The organism is Pseudoroseomonas sp. WGS1072 (assembly GCF_049340465.1).
In the GTDB taxonomy this organism is placed as follows: Bacteria; Pseudomonadota; Alphaproteobacteria; order Acetobacterales; family Acetobacteraceae; genus Pseudoroseomonas.
In genome coordinates, this window is record NZ_JBMPSU010000001.1 from 1279629 (window position 1) to 1296066 (window position 16438).

At 73.0% G+C, this 16438-nt stretch carries 13 protein-coding genes; 4 read left to right on the forward strand and 9 right to left on the reverse strand.

What is annotated here, in order from left to right; genetic code table 11:
- Positions 1-20 precede the first annotated feature (20 nt).
- From ACF3NH_RS06110 to ACF3NH_RS06135, 6 genes are all read right to left on the reverse strand, one after another.
- Complete coding sequence (locus ACF3NH_RS06110) at positions 21-992, reverse strand: Bug family tripartite tricarboxylate transporter substrate binding protein (RefSeq protein WP_422922235.1); 972 nt, start codon at positions 990-992, stop codon at positions 21-23.
- 41 nt (positions 993-1033) lie between these two features.
- Positions 1034-1999, reverse strand: coding sequence for a Bug family tripartite tricarboxylate transporter substrate binding protein (locus ACF3NH_RS06115; RefSeq protein ID WP_422922236.1), 966 nt, complete (start codon positions 1997-1999; stop codon positions 1034-1036).
- A 74-nt stretch (positions 2000-2073) separates the two neighbouring features.
- Positions 2074-3642 carry an acyl-CoA carboxylase subunit beta gene (locus ACF3NH_RS06120; RefSeq protein ID WP_198367183.1) on the reverse strand — a complete coding sequence of 523 codons (1569 nt, stop codon included), beginning with the start codon at positions 3640-3642 and terminating at the stop codon, positions 2074-2076.
- The gene (locus ACF3NH_RS06125) at positions 3639-4199 is read right to left on the reverse strand and encodes a biotin transporter BioY (protein ID WP_198367182.1); all 561 of its coding nucleotides are present in this window, start codon (positions 4197-4199) and stop codon (positions 3639-3641) included. The genes ACF3NH_RS06120 and ACF3NH_RS06125 overlap by 4 nt, the downstream gene beginning before the upstream one ends.
- 14 nt (positions 4200-4213) lie before the next feature.
- Positions 4214-5689, reverse strand: coding sequence for an acetyl-CoA carboxylase biotin carboxylase subunit (locus tag ACF3NH_RS06130; RefSeq protein ID WP_422922237.1), 1476 nt, complete (start codon positions 5687-5689; stop codon positions 4214-4216).
- Between the two features lies 1 nt (position 5690).
- On the reverse strand, positions 5691-5912 hold the full coding sequence (locus tag ACF3NH_RS06135; RefSeq protein WP_198367235.1) for a biotin/lipoyl-binding carrier protein: 222 nt from the start codon (positions 5910-5912) through the stop codon (positions 5691-5693).
- A gap of 96 nt (positions 5913-6008) precedes the next feature.
- Between ACF3NH_RS06135 and ACF3NH_RS06140 the strand changes: the two genes are divergently transcribed.
- The 3 genes from ACF3NH_RS06140 to ACF3NH_RS06150 all read left to right on the forward strand — a co-directional run bounded on the left by ACF3NH_RS06140 (position 6009) and on the right by ACF3NH_RS06150 (position 10187).
- Positions 6009-6704 carry a GntR family transcriptional regulator gene (locus tag ACF3NH_RS06140; protein WP_198367180.1) on the forward strand — a complete coding sequence of 232 codons (696 nt, stop codon included), beginning with the start codon at positions 6009-6011 and terminating at the stop codon, positions 6702-6704.
- A gap of 79 nt (positions 6705-6783) precedes the next feature.
- Positions 6784-9180, forward strand: a complete 2397-nt coding sequence (locus tag ACF3NH_RS06145) for a CaiB/BaiF CoA-transferase family protein (protein ID WP_422922238.1) — start codon at positions 6784-6786, stop codon at positions 9178-9180.
- A gap of 38 nt (positions 9181-9218) precedes the next feature.
- Entirely contained in the window at positions 9219-10187 is a 969-nt protein-coding gene (locus tag ACF3NH_RS06150; RefSeq protein WP_198367178.1) for a Bug family tripartite tricarboxylate transporter substrate binding protein, read from the forward strand.
- 334 nt (positions 10188-10521) lie between these two features.
- Here ACF3NH_RS06150 and ACF3NH_RS06155 read toward each other — a convergent pair whose 3' ends face one another.
- Genes ACF3NH_RS06155 through ACF3NH_RS06165 form a run of 3 tightly spaced genes read right to left on the reverse strand, consistent with a single transcriptional unit; the run spans position 10522 to position 15254 of the window.
- Positions 10522-12135, reverse strand: a complete 1614-nt coding sequence (locus ACF3NH_RS06155; protein WP_198367177.1) for a hydantoinase B/oxoprolinase family protein — start codon at positions 12133-12135, stop codon at positions 10522-10524.
- A gap of 11 nt (positions 12136-12146) precedes the next feature.
- A complete protein-coding gene (locus ACF3NH_RS06160) occupies positions 12147-14234 on the reverse strand; it encodes a hydantoinase/oxoprolinase family protein (RefSeq protein ID WP_422922239.1) in 2088 nt (695 codons plus the stop codon).
- 36 nt (positions 14235-14270) lie between these two features.
- Positions 14271-15254, reverse strand: coding sequence for a Bug family tripartite tricarboxylate transporter substrate binding protein (locus ACF3NH_RS06165; RefSeq protein WP_422922240.1), 984 nt, complete (start codon positions 15252-15254; stop codon positions 14271-14273).
- Positions 15255-15457: 203 nt separating this feature from the next.
- On the opposite strand from ACF3NH_RS06165, the gene ACF3NH_RS06170 reads away from it, so the two are divergent.
- Positions 15458-16369, forward strand: a complete 912-nt coding sequence (locus tag ACF3NH_RS06170) for a LysR substrate-binding domain-containing protein (protein WP_198367174.1) — start codon at positions 15458-15460, stop codon at positions 16367-16369.
- The last annotated feature ends 69 nt before the right edge of the window (positions 16370-16438 follow it).

The following is a 16438-nucleotide window of genomic DNA, read 5'->3' on the forward strand; positions in this document are numbered from 1 at the left end:
GGCCCCGCCCGGCACGGACCTCAATCCGCCCGGATGCCCGCCGCGCGGATCGTCTCGCCCCAGAGCCTGCGGTCGCGCGCCATGCGCGCGCCGAAGGCCGCCTGGTCCTCGAAGAGCGGCGTCAGCCCGTTGCCCAGCAGCTTCTTCCACAGCTCCGGATTCTCCAGCGCTGTCCTCACCGCGCCGGACCAGCGCGCCACCGCCTCCGGCGCCATGCCACGCGGCCCGCAGAAGCCGAACCAGCCGACCACCTCCAGCCCCGGCACGACCTCCGGCAGCTTGGCAAGGCCCGGATAGCCTTCCAGCTCGCCACTGTCGCCCACCGCCAGCAGGCGCAGCTCGCCGCCCTCCACCTGGCGGATCATGTCGCCGAGATTGCTGATGATGAGGTCCGCCCGGCCGGCGATCACGTCCAGCATGGCGGGCGCCGCGCCGCGATAGGGCACGTGCAGCAGCTGCAGCCCGGCCATCCGGCTCAGCCGCTCGCCCGAGAGGTGCTGCGCCGAGCCGCCGCCGGCCGAGGCATAGCTCAGCGCCCCCGGCCGCTTCCGCCCCTCGGCCAGGACGTCCTGCAGGCTGCGGTAGGGGCTGCGCGCGCCCACCGCCACGCCGTAGCGGGAGAGGGTGGCATTGGCGACCGGGATCAGGTCCTGGCCCGGATCGACCGGCAGCGTCAGACCGGGCAGCTCGGGGCTGATGGTCATGGTGCCCATCGGGCACTGGAAGACCACGCTGCCATCCACCGGGCCGCGCGCCACCGCCTCGGCGGCGATGAAGCCATTGGCGCCGGTGCGGTTCTCGACCAGCACCCGCTGGCCGAGGACGGGCGCCATGGCTTCCGCCATCAGCCGCGCCATGATGTCGCTGGTGCCGCCGGGCGAGAAGCCGGCGATGATGCGGAGCGTCTCCCCGGCGGGCGGGGCGGCCTGCCCCAGGGCCATGCCCGGCAGCAATCCGGCGCCCAGCAGCGCCAGTCCCAGAAGCCTTCTCATTCCGTGTTTCCTTCCCCAGGCGGATCTTGTTCGGCCTGTACTCATTCGGCCCGGATGCCGGCGGCGCGGATCACCTCGCCCCAGCCCTGCCGGTCCGCCGCGACGGTGCGGGCGAAGGCCGCGCTGTCCTCCAGCCGCAGCACCAGCCCGTTCTCCTCCAGGCGCCGCCGCAGCGCGGGATCGTCGAAGCCGCTGCGCAGCGCCTCGAACCAGCGCGCGGCCAGCGCCGGCGGCAGGCCGCGCGGACCACACAGGCCGAACCAGCCGCTCACCGCATAGCCCGGCAGGGTGTCCGAGACCTGCGGCACGCCGGCGAAGCGCGGCGAGCCAATGCCATCGGCGAAGGCGAGCAGGCGCAGCCCCTCGCCCAGTTGCGCCACCACGTCGCCAAGATTGGTGATGATGGTGTCGGCGCGCCCGGCCGCCACGTCCAGCACGCCCGGCGCCGCCCCACGATAGGGGACATGAACCAGCTCCAGCGCCGCGACCCGCGCGAGGCGGGCGCCGGAGAGATGGGAGACCGAGCCGATGCCGGCGCTGGCGAAGGTCAGGCGGCCGGGCCGCTCGCGCGCCGCGGCGACGAATTCGGCCACGCTGCGATAGGGCGAGCGGGCCGAGACCACCATCACCTGGCTGGAATGCGCGACATTGGCGATCGGCACGAGGTCCCGCGCCGGATCGATCGGGATCTGCGCGCCCGGCAGTTGCGGGCTGATGGTGAGCAGGCCGGTGGAGCACTGCACGACGGTCAGCCCGTCCGGCGCGCCACGTGCCGCCTCGGCGGCCGCGATGAAGCCGTTGGCGCCGGTCCGCACCTCCACGACCGGGCGCTGGCCGAAGTCCGGCGCCACCGCCTCGGCGATCAGCCGGTTGACGATGTCGCTGGTGCCGCCCGCCGCGAAGCCGCCCAGGATGCGGGGCGGATGCTCCGGGAAGCCCTGGGCCTGTGGCGCGGAGCAGAACAGCAGGGCCGCCAGACCCGCCGCCATGCCATGGAGCCGCCGCATCGCCATGATCCGTCCCCTTCCCATTGCTTCCCCATGGTCGCGCCGCCGGGCGGCCCGCGCCCGGCGGGGTTGCCTCACGGCCGCATGCGCAGCCCCGAGGGGCGCGGCTCCAGCAGCGGCCGGGCCAGATGCGCGAACTCGCAGAGCAGGCGGCGGGTGTCGCGCGGGTCGATGATCTCCTCGACCCAGAAGGCCTCGGCGGTGCGGAAGGGCGAGCGGAGCTGCTCCAGCCGCTGCTCGATCTCGGCGAGCTTCGCCTTCGGGTCCGCCGCCTCGTCCAGCTCGGCGCGGTAGGCCGCCTCGATGCCGCCTTCCAGCGGCAGCGAGCCCCAGCGCGCCGAGAGCCAGGCATAGCGCAGCGAGAGCCGCCCGGCCGGCTGGTGCGCCACCCCCGCGACGCCGAAGGCGTTGCGCAGGATCATGGTGCAGAAGGGCACCGTCGTCTGGTTCAGCGCCGCCATGGCACGCACGCCGAGGCGGATGGTCGCCGCCTTCTCCGCCTCCAGCCCGATCATGAAGCCCGGGCAGTCCATCAGATAGACCACGGGCAGGTGGAAGGTCTCGGCGAGGTCGAGGAAGCGGATCACCTTCTGGCAGGTGTCGGCGGTCCAGGAGCCGCCGTAGAAGAAGGGATCGCTCGCCATCACCGCCACCGGATGCCCGTCGAGCCGCGCCAGGCCGGTGACGATGGAGCGGCCGAACATCTTCCCCATCTCGAAGAAGCTGCCCTGGTCCACGACGGATTCGATGATCGGGCGGATCTTGTAGACCTGCCGGCGGTCGCGCGGGATGGCGGTGAAGAGCTTCTCGTCACGCCGCGCCGGATCGTCCTTCGGATCCCCGGGCGCCGCCAGCGGCGGCAGCTCATGGACCGAGGAGGGCAGGTAGGAGAGGAAGCGCCGGGCGCAGGCGAAGGCCTCCGCCTCGGTATCGACGGCATGGTCGATGGCGCCGCTGCGCGTCTGGATCTCCCAGCCGCCCAGCGCCTTCTTCTCCAGCGTCTGGCCCAGCCGCGCCACCACGGGCGGGCCGGCCACGAACATCGAGGCGGTCTCCTTGGTCATGACCGAGAAATGGGTCGAGGCCAGCCGCGCGGCGCCGAGACCGGCGACCGAGCCGAGCCCCAGCCCCACCACCGGCACGACGCTGAGATTCTCCGTGGTGTAGTGGTAGAGCCAGCCGCCGCCGATGCCGCCCGGCAGGTTGGCGCGCCCGGTGGTCTCGATGGTGCGCACCGAGCCGCCGCCACCCGAGCCCTCGATCATGCGGATCAGCGGCAGACGGAAGTCGTGCGCCAGCCGCTCGGCCATGATCGGCTTCTCGCGGATCGTGGCATCGGCCGAGCCGCCGCGCACCGTGAAGTCGTCGCCGACCACGACGACCGGGCGGCCGTTCAGCTCGGCGCGGCCGAAGACGCAGTTGGAGGGCTGGAAGCCGCTGAGTCGGCCCGCCTCGTCGTACTGCGCCTTGCCGGCGATGGCCCCGGTCTCGCGGAAGCTGCCGGCATCGACCAGCCCCTCCACCCGCTCGCGCACGGTCAGCCGCCCGGCATCGTGCTGGCGGCGCACCTTGTCGGCGCCGCCCAGCTCGCGCGCCATCGCCTCGCGGGCGCGCAGCTCGTCCAGTTCGGGCTGCCAGCTCATCGGCCGGCCTCCGCGCCACGCCGCCGCAACGCGGCGAGCAGCGTCGCGCCCAGCGCCACCTTCACCGCCGTGCCCGGCAGGAAGGGCAGCAGCCCGGCGCTGACGGCCACCGCCGGCCCCGCCAGCACCGCCAGCCAGGAGACGCCGGCGGCCAGGATCACCGCATGGCCCAGCGCCAGGGTGGCGGCGCCACGCGCCCAGCCCTGGCCCCACCCGCGCGCGGCCAGCGCGCCGGCCAGGGCGGCGGCGGGCAGGAAGCCCAGCAGGTAGCCTCCGGTCGGGCCCAGCAGCGCCGCCGGCCCGGCCTTGAAGCCGGCGAAGACCGGCAGGCCGACCAGCCCCTCGGCCAGGTAGAGCGCCAGGGTGGCGGCGCCGAGGCGCGGCCCGTAGGCCATGCCGACCAGCAGCACGACGAGGCTCTGCAGCGTCATCGGCACGGGCTGCAGCGGCACCTGCACCTGGGCCGAGGCGGCGATGGCCAGGCTGCCGCCCAGCGCCAGCAGCGCGGCGCGCAACGGCCGGGCCGCGGGGCGGGAGAGGGAAATGGCGTTCAGCATCGGGAGCCTTTCGGTCAGGCCGCGCGCGGCGGCGTCAGGCGGGGGCGGAGGCGCTCGGCGAGGCCGGTGTCGATGGCCGCCTCCCCCATCTCCGGCGTGTCGAGCAGATCGGCCAGGAAGCCGGCATTCCAGCGGATGCCCTCGACCCGCGCCCGGCGCAGCGCGGCGGCGAGGCCGGCCAGCGCCGCGGCGCGGTCCGGCGCGTGCACGATCACCTTGGCCAGCATCGGATCGTAGAAGGGCGTCACCTTGTCGCCGGCGCGGATGCCGGCATCGACGCGCAGCCCTCCCCCCGGCTCCGGCAGGGCGAGCGCCGCCAGGGTGCCGGGCGAGGGCAGGAAGTTGCGCGCCGGGTCCTCGGCGCAGAGCCGCGCCTCCACGGCATGGCCCTCGAGGCGGATCTCCTCCTGCCGCAGCGGCAGCGGCGCGCCGGCGGCGACGCGGAGCTGCCACTCCACCAGATCGAGGCCGGTGACCATCTCCGTCACCGGATGCTCGACCTGCAGCCGCGTGTTCATCTCGATGAACCAGACGCGGTCGGCGGCCAGCGCCCCGGCATGCCCCGCGCCGGCATCGGCACCATCCTCCGCGCCGGCATCGGCGACGAACTCCACCGTGCCGGCGCCGCGATACCCGACGGCGCGCGCCAGCGCCACGGCACGCCGGCCAAGCTCCTCGCGCAGCGCCGCCGTCATCCCCGGCGCGGGGGATTCCTCCACCAGCTTCTGGTTGCGCCGCTGCAGGCTACAGTCCCGCTCGCCCAGATGCACCACATGGCCGTGGGCATCGGCGAAGACCTGCACCTCGATGTGCCGCGCGCGGGAGACGAGCTTCTCCAGCAGCAGCCGCGTGTCGCCGAAGGCGGCGGCCTCGCGCCGGGCGCCCTCCAGCGCGGCGGCGAAATCGCCGGGTCGCGCCACGCGCCGCATGCCGCGTCCGCCGCCTCCGGCCACCGCCTTGATCATCACGGGATAGCCGATGGCCTCCGCCTCCGCGGCGAGGCGCTCGTCCGACTGATCCTCGCCGTCATAGCCCGGCACGGCGGGCACGCCGGCCCGGCGCGCCACCGCCTTGGCCGCCGCCTTGCCGCCCATGGCGCGGATCGCTTCGGCCGGGGGCCCGATGAAGACCAGGCCGGCGGCCTCGCAGGCGGCGGCGAAGTCGGCGTTCTCGCTGAGGAAGCCATAGCCCGGATGCACCGACCGGGCGCCGGAGCGCCGCGCCGCCGCCAGGATGGCCTCGATGTTCAGGTAGGACTCGCGCGGCGCGGCCGGCCCGATGCGCTCCGCCCGGTCGGCGGCGGCGACATGCAGGGCCCCGGCATCGGCATCCGAATACACCGCCACGCTGGGCAGGCCGAGGCGGCGGCAGGTGGCCGCGACGCGGCAGGCGATCTCGCCGCGATTGGCGATCAGCACGGGGGCCAGGGATGCCGCCAGGGACGCCTCCAGGGGAGCCTCCAGGGGAGCCTCTAGGGAGGGGGAGGCCATCTCAGGCCTCCAGCGTCGCGACGGCCTGCTCCTCCTCCACCGCCTGCCCCTCCTGCACCAGGATGGCGGTGACGCGGCCGGCCGAGGGCGCCGTGACCGGGATCTCCATCTTCATGGACTCCAGGATCATCAGCACGTCGCCCTCCTCCACCCGGTCCCCCGGCCCGGCCTGGATCTTCCAGACGGACGCCGCGATTTCGGATGTCACGCTCACCTCGGCCATGCCCTGGCGCTCCCTCGTCATATTTGTTATCACAAAATCCACCCAGGGGCCGGGGGCGTCAACCCTTCTTGCCGCATCGGAGGTGGGAGAGCGGCGATGGACGAGGAACAGGGGGTGATCCAGGCGGAGAATGTCGGCGCCAAGGTCTATCAGCGGCTGCGGCTGGACCTGATGCGCAGCCGCTTCCGCCCGGGCGAGAAGCTGAAGCTGCGCGACCTCGCCGCCGGCCTCGGCGTGAGCCCGACGCCGGTGCGCGAGGCGCTGGCGCGGCTGGTGAGCGAGAACGGGCTGCAGCAGCTCGATCACCGCTCCGTCCGCGTGCCGGTGCTGACCGAGGCGCGCTGCCGCGAGATCCTGGAGCTGCGCGCCGAGCTGGAGGGCCGCGCCGCCGCCCGCGCCGCCGAGCACAGCGGGCCGGCCGGGGCGGAGATGCTGCTCGCCATCCATGAGCGGATGATGGCGGCGGTGCGCGAGCGCCGGCTGGACGACCTGCTGGCCGAGAACGAGCGCTTCCACATGACGCTCTGCGGCCTGGCGCGGCAGCCGGTGCTGCTGCGGATCATCGAGGGGCTGTGGCTGCAATGCGGCCCGTTGCAGGCCGGGCTGACGCAGATCCGCATGAAGCACCCGCGCGACCAGCATCCGCATCTGGAGGTGATCCGCGGCCTGCGCGAGGGCGATCCGAGCCTGGCGCGCCTCGCCGTGCAGCGCGATGTCAGCCTCTATGGCGATGAGTTGCTGCGCCGCCTGCCGCAGCTCAACGGCCCGCTCTCCGCCGAGGCGCCGGCTTGACGCCGGGCCGGGCGGCCGATCTTATATAACAAATCACAAATGGACGGCCGCGCCGCCGTCCGGGGAGGAAACGCCGACCATGCCCGCCGAGCCCCCGCGCGCCCTGCCCCTCGCACCCTTCCGCGTCCTGGAGATCGGCGGCGGCGTCGCCCTGGCCTATGCCGGCAAGCTCTTCGCGGACTTCGGCGCCGAGGTGTTCAAGCTGGAGCCGCCCGGCGGCGATCCGCTGCGCCGCGAGCCGCCGCTGGTCGAGACCGGCGCCGGGCGGGACTCCGCCCTTTTCGCCTGGCTCAACAGCAACAAGCGCGGCCAGACGGCGACGCCGGAGCGACAGGCCGCCCTGGCCGCCGCCTGCGACGTGGTGCTCGACGCCCGCCCCCGCGCCGAGCGCGAGGCCGCGCCCCTCGGCGCCCCCGGCGCGGTGCGGACCGCCATCTCCTGGTTCGGCGACAGCGGCCCCTATCGCGACTTCGCGGCCACCGACATCACCGCCCGCGCCCTGGCCGGCGTCTTCGCCTGCACCGGCCCGGCCGAGGGCCCGCCCGCCATGCTGGGGGGCATTGCCGGCGAGGTGGTCGGCGGCATCGCCGCCTTCAACGCCACGGCCGCGCATCTGCTGGGCGGCGGCGCGGCGCGGCTCGAGGTGAGCATCCACGAGGCCAATATCAGCGTCGCCGAATATCAGGCGACGCAGGGCGTGACCAATCCGGAGGTCGAGCGGCGCTACGGCGTCAACCGCTTCGCCCCCACCAGCCCGCTCGGCGTCTATCGCTGCAAGGAGGGCTGGCTCGGGGTCACCGTGGTCACGCCGCAGCAGTTCCGTGCCTTCTGCGAGATGCTGGACCTGCCCGGCCTGGCCGACGACCCGGAGCACATCGTCGCCCTCGACCGGCTGCGCCATGCCGACCGGCTGGAGGCGGTCTTCGCGCCGCGCCTGCTGCAGCGCACGGCGCAGGAATGGTTCGAGGAGGCGCTGCGCCGCCGCCTGCCCTTCGCCGTGGTGCCGGAGATGGCGAGGCTGCTGGAGACGCCGACCCACCGCGCCCGCGACGCCTTCGCGGCGATCACCCTGGGCGCGGTGCGCTTCGAGGGCCCGACCCTGCCGCAGCGCCTGGAGCGCACGCCCCCGCTGGCCGCCGGCCGGGCGCCCCTGGCCGGCGAGGACGATGCCCTGCCGCCACCGCCGCCCCGCCCGCCCCGTCCCTTCCGGGAACAGGGCCTGCCGCTCGCGGGGCTGCGGATCATCGACCTGTCGATGGGCTGGGCCGGGCCGCTCTGCACGCGGCAGCTGGCCGATCTCGGCGCCGAGGTCATCAAGGTCGAGGCCTGCCAGTATCCGGACTGGTGGCGCGGCGTCGATCCGCGGCCGGCCTTCTTCACCGGGCGGCGCTATGAGCACGACCTGCGCTTCTGCGTGCAGAACCGCAACAAGAGCGGCATCACCCTCGACCTGACCACGCCCGAGGGCGCCGATCTGCTGAAGCGGCTGGTGCGCGGGGCCGATGCGGTGGTCGAGAACTATGCGCGCGAGGTCCTGCCGAAGCTCGGCCTCGACTATCCGGTGCTGGCGGCGGAGCGGCCGGACCTCGTGATGCTGTCGATGCCGGCCTTCGGCGCCGAGGGCCCCTGGCGCGACGCCCGCGCCTATGGCTCGACGCTGGAGCACGCCTCCGGCCTGCCCACCGTCTCCGGCGAGGCCGACTGGCCGCCGATCACCAACCAGCTCGCCTATGGCGACCCGATCGGCGGGCTGAACGCCGCCGCCGCCCTGCTCACCGCGCTGCTGCACCGGCAGGCCACCGGCGAGGGCCAGCACATCGACCTGGCGCAGGTGGAATGCATGTTCCCGCTGGTCGCGCCCTGGATCATCGCGCAATCGGCCACCGGCTCGCCCGGCCCGCGCCGGGGCAACCGCCATCCCGGCCAGGTGCCGCATGGCTGCTTCCCCTGCGCCGATGACGAATGGCTGGCCGTCGCCGTCACCGACGACCCCGCCTGGGCGCGGCTCTGCGCGGCCATCGGGCGGCCCGATCTCGGCGCCGATCCCGCCCTGGCGCGGCTGCCCGGCCGCCGTGCGCGCGAGGCGGAGCTGGAGGCGGCGCTGGCCGGCTGGACGCGCCGGCACGGCGCCGAGGCCGCCATGCACGCCCTGCAGGCCGCCGGGGTCGCCGCCGGGGTCGTGGCCTGGCCGACCCGGCTGCGGCGGAACCCCCATCTGGTGGCGCGCCGCTTCTGGCAGGCCACCACGCGCGCCTTCCTCGGCCCGCACGAGCAGCCCTCCGCGCCCTTCCGGCCGGCCGGCGGCGAACCCTTCGCGGTGCGCCGCCCGGCGCCGACGCTGGGCGAGGACAACGACACCGTCCTGGCCGGGCTGGGCCTGGATGCCGGGGCGCGGGCCCGGCTGGCCGAGGCCGGGGTGATCGGCCGGCGGGCGGTGCCGGTCTCGGAGCGAAGGAAGCGCGCCCCCGCCGCATGAGAAGGGCGCGCCCGCAACAGGATGAGGAGTCCCCGACCATGTCCATGTTCACGCGGCGCGCCGGCCTCGGCGCGGCCCTGGCCGCCCTCCCCCTCCTGCCCCGCGCCCGGGCCGCGGCGGAGGCCTGGCCGGACCGGCCGATCCGCCTCGTCTATCCCTTCGCCCCCGGCGCCGGCGACGTGCTGGCGCGGCTGATCGCCGAGCAGCTTCACCAGTCGCTCGGCCAGAGCGTGGTGCTGGAGAACAAGGCGGGCGCCAACACCATGATCGCCGCCGAATCCGTCGCCCGCGCCCCGGCGGACGGCTACACCATCGGCTGGGTGGCGACGAGCACGCTCTCGCTCAACCCGAACCTCTATCCAAAAATCCCCTACCGGCTGGAGGATTTCGCCCCGCTGCTGCGCGTCTATCGCGCGCCGCTCGCCTTCGCCGTCACGGCGAAGCTGCCGATCCACACCGTCGCCCAGGCGCTCGACCACATCAGAAAGAACCCCGACATCGGCTTCGGCAGCGTGGGCAACGGCAGTTCGCCGCATATCGCCATGGAGCTGATGATGGCGCAGGCGAAGGTCCGCATGCAGAACGTCGCCTATCGCGGCGAGGTGCCGATCGTCACCGACATGGGCGAGGGGCGCATCCCCTTCTATGCCGGCTCGGTCTTCTCCCTGCTGCCGCATCTGGAGAGCGGCCGGTTCCGCGTCCTCGCCGTCACCTCCGCCGAGCGCAACGCCGCGCTGCCCGATGTGCCGACCCTGCGCGAGACGGTGCATCCCGACGTCGTCTTCGAGTTCTGGCACGGGTTGGTGGCGCCCGCCGGCGTGCCGGCGCCGATCCTGCAGAAGCTCGCCACGGCGCTGGAGGCGGCGGTGAACAGCGAGGCGGTGCGCAGCCGCGCCACGCCCGACGTCACCCTCGACCCGCTGCCGCTCGACGACTTCGCCGCGCTGGTGCGGCGGGAGCAGGAGGTCTATGGCCGGTTGATCAAGGCGCGCGGCATCGTGTTGTGAAGGGCGAGGCCGGTCCGGCCCAGGTCGGGGACGCATTCAGATCGGCTGCGTGACGGCGGCGATGAAGGCGAGCGGGGCGAGGAAGCCCTGAGCCGGGCGGTCGTGGCGGGTGGCGACGCGCCGCCAGTTCCCGAGGCGGCAGAAAACGCCCAGCAGGTCGCTGCACGCTCCGTTGCAGGGCCGGCCCGCTGGCCCTGCCTGTTGCTAACAGCACGGGCCAGCACCTTCCCTTCCGTTTGCAAACGCCCCGCCATGCCCGCATCCTCCAGCACAATGCCGAGCGGACCCGCGGATGGAGCGGCACCCTCCCTCGAGCGTCGAGCAGGCCTACTTCTCAGTACCCGTGCCTGGCGTCGGCCTCCTCCAACGTCCTATCCCGTTCTCCCGCGGATCCATGGCCGCCGCCGCCGGGCGTCGCCATCATGACCGTGTCGCCCGTCTGGAGCACATATTGCCGCTTGGGATCCACGGCCTTCCCGTTGATGTGCAACACGCCCGGCGCGCCGGCCTCGCCGCCTTCGATGCCGAAGGCCGGGAAGAGCGTCCGCTCCGCCAGGAAGGACACGGCGATGGGGCTGTCGGAGCGGCTTTCCATCAGCACCTCCTGCCCCAGTCCGCCGCGATGCCGGCCGCGTCCGCCACTGCCGGGGCGCAGGCGCTTATGGTGCACCCGGAGTGGCGCGATGTGCTCGGTGATCTCGACCGGCGTGGAGGACACGTTGGACGGCCAGGAGAGGCATGAGATCCCGTCGCCGCGCATGTTGGCGCCCATGCCGCCGTTGAAGAAGAACATGTTGGCGTAGGGCTTGCCGGCCGCCGTGACGCCGGATTGGTTCATGCCCCACATCGGCGAGCCGCAGGCGGCCATGACCCGATCCGGCACGATCTGCCCGAGGCAGCCGAAGACGAGCATCGGGATGTAGTGCCCGATCAACATGCGCGATCCGCCCGAGGCGGGGAAGACCGGGTTGACGATGCAGCCCGCCGGCGCCTCGATGCGGATAGGCCGCCAGGCGCCCTCGTTGTTCGGCAGGTTGGGGCTGGTGCAGACCTTCACCCCATACATCGTCATCGCATAGGTGTAGCAGAGCGCGCAGTTGATGGCCCGGTCCACCTGCGGGTCCGTCCCGGTGAAGTCCGCCGTGATCGTGTCGCCCGCGACGGTCATGGCCAGCCGCAGGGTGATCGGCCGGTCCATCAGCCCGTCGGTCTGCAGCGAGCTGGTATAGGTGCCATCCGGAAGCGCCGCGATGGCGGTGCGCATGGCGGCGTCACAGCGCGAATGGATCTCGCCCGCCAGGTCACGCAGATGCGGCAGCCCGGCCTGCTCCATCAACACCAGAAGCCGCTCCTCCATCAGGTCGAGCGCCACCACCTGCGCCCATAGGTCGCCCATGGTCTGGTCGGGCGTGCGGACGTTCTTGCGGATGATCGCGATCAGCGTGTCGTCCTGCTGCCCGGCGCGCAGCAGCTTCATCGGCGGGATCTGCAGGCCCTCCTCGAACACCTCGCGCGGCTCGGGGCTGCGGATCTTGCCGCCAATATCCGGAGCATGCGCGGTCGAGGCGCTGAAGGCGACCAGCCGACCCTGGCGGAAGATCGGCTTGGCCACGGTGATGTCGGGCAGGTGCCCGGTGCCGAGCCAGATGTCGTTGGTGATCAGCACGTCACCAGGCTGCAGCGTCTCCTCCGGGAAGTGGCGGATGAAGTGCTTGACCGTCTCGGGCAGGGTGCCGATGAAGCTCGGGATGCTTTCCGTCGCCTGCACCAGGGACTGGCCCCGGGCATCCGTCACCACGCAGGAGAAGTCGTAGCTCTCCCGCACGAGGGTGGAGAAGCTGGTGCGGACCAGCGCCGCCGCCGCCTCGTCCACTAGCGAGATCAGCCGCCGCCAGAGCAACTCGATCTCCACGGCGTCGAAGCGCCGCACAGCCTGCGTTTCGTTCATGCCCGTTTCGTTCATGCCACGCGCTCCGCCAGGATGGAGCCGTCGGGCAGCACGCCGATGCGCGCGCGGGGGCCGACGACGAAGGTGCTCTCATTCTCCTCGAAGACCGCTGGCCCCTCGAGCACGACGCCCGGCGCCAGGCCGTAACGGTTGTAGACCGGCGTCTCGATCTCTCCCGCGTCGGGGAAGTGGACACGGCGATGTCCCTTCAGCGCCTCCCCGCCAGCCTCGCCGCCGCCGATCCGCAGCGTCGCGCCCGCGCCCGGCATCGGCGCGGAGGCGGACAGGCGCAGCGCCACGAACTGCACATTGGCGCCCGGTGGCGTGCGCCCGAACAGCTGCCGGTAGGCGCGTTCGAAGGCAGCCAGCACGCCTCCCGCATCGAGCCGCTCCGGCAGGGCCACGGTGATCTCCGAACCCTGGCCGACATAGCGCATGTCGGCGAGGCGCCGCACCGTGCAACGGGCCAGATCGGCGCCGGTGTCGCCGACGACCTCCAGCGCCTCCCGCTCCAGCGCCTCGAAGGCGGCGGTGATCTCCGCCCAGTCCGCCGCCGCCAGCGCTTCGTTACGGGAGGTGACGCGGTCGATCCGGGCCGGGGCCATAAGCATGCCGATGGTGCTGCCCGCTCCCGCGCCGGGCGGGCAGACGACGCGGGAGACGCCGAGCTTCGTGGCGACGTTCCAGGCATGAACCGGCGCCGCGCCGCCGGTGGCCAGGAGCGCGTAGTCACTCGGGATGCGCCCGCGCTCGGCGATGGCGACGCGCGCGGCGCCGGCCATGTTCTCGTTCACCAGGTCATGGATTCCCGGCGCGGCGCGCCCGGCCTCCAGACCCAGTTGGGAGGACAGGCCTCGCAGCGCGGCGACTGCCGGGCCGGGATCGATGCGCATCGTGCCGCCGAGGAAGAAATCGGGATTCAGGTAGCCCAGCGCCAGATCGCTGTCGGTCACGGTGGGCTCGGTGCCGCCACGGCCGTAGCAGACGGGGCCGGGCTGCGCGCCCGCGCTCTCCGGCCCGACATTGAGCGTGCCGAGTTCGGAGCGGCGCGCGATGGAGCCGCCGCCGGCGCCGATCTCGATCAGCTCCACCGTCGCGATCTGGATCGGCAGGCCGGAGCCGCGCAGGAAGCGCTTGGTGCGCGCCGCCTCGAAGCCCCAGGCCACCAGGGGCTCGCCATCGTCGACCAGGGCGAGCTTGGCGGTGGTTCCACCCATGTCGAAGGCCAGCACACGCTCGAGCCCCGCATGGCGCCCGAACCACGCGCCCGCCAGAGCACCCGCCGCCGGGCCGCTTTCCAGCAGTTGCACCGGCGCGCGCTTGGCCTCGGCCACATGCGTCAGGCCGCCGTTGGAGAGCATGAGGAAGAGGCCGCCCGGAATGCCTGTCTGCTTGAGCGCCGCCTCCAGCGTGTCGAGATAGGTTTCGGCGATGGGGCGGACATAGGCATTGGCGGCGGTGGTGGCCGTGCGAGGATATTCACGGATCTCCGGCGCGATGTCACAGGAGAGCGACAGCGAGAGCCGCGGGAAGCGCGCTGCGATGGCCTCCGCCGCCATCCGCTCATGCACGGGATTGGCGTAGGAATGCAGGAAGCAGATGGCGAGGCTGGTGACGCCCTGCGCCACGAGATCGGCTACCTCGGCGAGCGTCGCCTCGACATCCAGCGGCCGCTCGATGCTGCCATCGGGCGCCAGCCGCTCCTTCGCCTCGCGCCGCCAGGGGCGCGGAACGAGTGGCCTCGGCATTTCCAGGAACAGGTCGTAGAGCTCGTACTTCCGCTCGCGCCCGATCTCCAGCACGTCGGCGAAGCCGGCGGTGGTCAGCAGCCCGGTGGGCGCGCCCTTGCGCTCGATCAGCGCATTGGTGAAAAGCGTGGTGGCATGAACCACCCGCCCGATCGTGCTGGCCGCGATCCTGTCGCGCGCCAGAAGCCGCTGCAGCCCGGTGATCGCGCCGCGCGACGGGTCGTCCGGCGTCGTGCTCTCCTTCCAGATGCTGGCCCGACCGTCGGCGGGATCGAGGATGACGAGATCGGTGAAGGTGCCGCCGATGTCGATGCCCAGGGAAAGGGGCGAGGATGAGGATGGCGCTGTCATGGTCTTTCCTGGATACGTGCGGAGCCGGGGCGGAGGTCAGTCCCCGCGGATGTTGTTGGCCTGCACGACCTTCTTCCAGCGCTCTCGGTCCTGCAGGATGCGCTGGCTGAAGGCTTCGCCGAATTCGCCGAGCGGGAGCAGGCCGCGCTCGACGAGGATCCTGGCTGTCTGCGGGTCATGGACGACGTCGCGGAACATCTGGCCGAGCCCGCCGCGGATCTCGGCCGGCAGGTTCGCCGGACCGGCCAGTCCGAACCAGTTGTTGATCTCCATCGCCGGGATGCGGCCGGCCAGCGGGGCGAGCTGCGGCGCCAGCGGCGTCGGCTCCCTGGCCGTCACGCCCAGGCCCTTGAGCTGGTCGGCGGCGATCTGCTGCGCCACCTCGGCGACATTGGCGACCATCATGTCGATCCGGCCGGCGGAGACATCGAGCGTCGCCGGCGCGCCGCCCCGATAGGGCACATGCGTCATCTCCACGCCGGTCGCGCCGCAGAACAGGGCACCGCCAAGATGGTTGATGGAGCCGTTGCCGGAGGAGGCATAGGTCGCCGCGCCCTTGCGCGACCGCGCATACTCGATCAACCCGTCGATATCGGCGAAGGGCGCGTCCGGCCGCGCCACCAGCGCCATCGGCGTGCCGGCGAGCGCCACCACCGGCGTCAGCTCGCGGTCGAGGTCGAGCGGCACGGGAATGCCGGGGATGGCGGGCAGCACGCTCATCATGCCCATGATGGCGCTGCAGAGCGTGGCGCCATCCGGCGCCGCGCGGGCGGTCGTCTGCGCCGCGATGAAGCCATAGGCGCCACTGCGGGTCTCCGGCACGATCTGCACGCCGCGCAGGCGCTGGGCCCCCTCCGCCACCACGCGGATCAGGATGTCCACCGCGCCGCCAGGGGGATAGCCCACCAGCACCTGGATGGGGCGGGGTGGCGCCCAGGAGGCCCTGGCGAGCGGCGGAGACAGCGCGGTGGCCGCGGCGGCGCCGGCGAGGGCGCGGCGCGGAAGGTAGACGAACGGCATCGACCTCACTCCATGGGCATGGCGAGCGAGCTGGCGGGATCTTCCCCGGCCGCGCGGTCCAGTGTCCGAGCGGTCCGCTTCCCGTCGCGGCGGTGCCGTTCTGGCGCCGCGCATCCGGTCGCCTCGCAGGTTCGACAGGATCGGGCTCTCCGGCAACTGAAACTCCGGCATGCGCTCATGACGGAATGGAATAAACTCCGGCGATGCGACGCCATGTCCCGCCGACCGCCGCGCTGCAGGCCTTCGAGGCCTGCGCCCGCCATCTCAGCGTCTCCCGCGCCGCCGAGGAACTGCGGCTGACGCAAAGCGCGGTCAGCCGACAGCTCGCGGGGCTCGAGGCGCTGCTGGGATTGCGGCTCTTCCAGCGGGTCCGCCAGCGCCTGGTGCTGACCCCGGCCGGCAACGCCTATGCCCCGCGCGTGCGCGTCAGCCTCGCCCGGCTGGAAGGCGCGACGCGCGACCTGCTGGCGCATCGCGGCACGGGCGGCACGCTGAACCTCGCCGTCTCGCCCACCTTCGGCACGCGCTGGCTGACGCCGCGCCTGCCCGCCTTCCGCACCGCCTATCCAGGCGTGCTGCTGAACTTCATGAACTACACCACGCGCCTGGCGCCGATGGACTTCGCGGCGGAGGATGTGGATGCCGCCATCATGATGTCCGAGGAGGCCGTTCCTGGCATCCGGCGGCACCCTCTGATGCCGGATGCCCGCCTGCCCGTCTGCACGCCGGCCATCGCGGCGCGGTTGCGCGCGCCGGCCGATCTGGGGCGGGAGATCCTGATCCAGCAGACCACGCGCCCGCGCGGATGGGTGGAATGGCTGGACCAGGCGGGGGTGAAAGGCATGGACGGGCTGCGCGGCCCGCTGATGCAGCACACGGCCATGGTGGCCGAGGCCTGCGCCGCCGGCCTCGGCGTCGCCCTGCTGCCGCGCTTCCTGGTGCAGCAGGAGATCGGCGCCGGGCGGCTGGCGACGCCGTTCCGGCAGACGCTCGGCGGCGAGGCGGCCTATTGCCTGGCCTATCCCGAGGCGGCGGAAGACATCCCTACGCTGCGCGCCTTCCGCGACTGGGTGATGGGACAGGCCATGGCGGCGGCGCGGCGCCCCTCGGCATAGTTGGCGCTGGCGGGGCCTGATCCGGTCTAGGTCGGCGCCGCTGCCACGCCGGGAAGGTTCGCGGACAGC

Bases quoted from the DNA above. Each gene is read 5' to 3' on its own strand.
- ACF3NH_RS06110 (WP_422922235.1), bottom strand. From the start codon at position 992: ATGAGAAGGCTTCTGGGACTGGCGCTGCTGGGCGCCGGATTGCTGCCG.
- ACF3NH_RS06115 (WP_422922236.1), bottom strand. From the start codon at position 1,999: ATGCGGCGGCTCCATGGCATGGCGGCGGGTCTGGCGGCCCTGCTGTTC.
- ACF3NH_RS06120 (WP_198367183.1), bottom strand. From the start codon at position 3,642: ATGAGCTGGCAGCCCGAACTGGACGAGCTGCGCGCCCGCGAGGCGATG.
- ACF3NH_RS06125 (WP_198367182.1), bottom strand. From the start codon at position 4,199: ATGCTGAACGCCATTTCCCTCTCCCGCCCCGCGGCCCGGCCGTTGCGC.
- ACF3NH_RS06130 (WP_422922237.1), bottom strand. From the start codon at position 5,689: ATGGCCTCCCCCTCCCTAGAGGCTCCCCTGGAGGCTCCCCTGGAGGCG.
- ACF3NH_RS06135 (WP_198367235.1), bottom strand. From the start codon at position 5,912: ATGGCCGAGGTGAGCGTGACATCCGAAATCGCGGCGTCCGTCTGGAAG.
- ACF3NH_RS06140 (WP_198367180.1), top strand. From the start codon at position 6,009: ATGGACGAGGAACAGGGGGTGATCCAGGCGGAGAATGTCGGCGCCAAG.
- ACF3NH_RS06145 (WP_422922238.1), top strand. From the start codon at position 6,784: ATGCCCGCCGAGCCCCCGCGCGCCCTGCCCCTCGCACCCTTCCGCGTC.
- ACF3NH_RS06150 (WP_198367178.1), top strand. From the start codon at position 9,219: ATGTCCATGTTCACGCGGCGCGCCGGCCTCGGCGCGGCCCTGGCCGCC.
- ACF3NH_RS06155 (WP_198367177.1), bottom strand. From the start codon at position 12,135: ATGAACGAAACGCAGGCTGTGCGGCGCTTCGACGCCGTGGAGATCGAG.
- ACF3NH_RS06160 (WP_422922239.1), bottom strand. From the start codon at position 14,234: ATGACAGCGCCATCCTCATCCTCGCCCCTTTCCCTGGGCATCGACATC.
- ACF3NH_RS06165 (WP_422922240.1), bottom strand. From the start codon at position 15,254: ATGCCGTTCGTCTACCTTCCGCGCCGCGCCCTCGCCGGCGCCGCCGCG.
- ACF3NH_RS06170 (WP_198367174.1), top strand. From the start codon at position 15,458: ATGCGACGCCATGTCCCGCCGACCGCCGCGCTGCAGGCCTTCGAGGCC.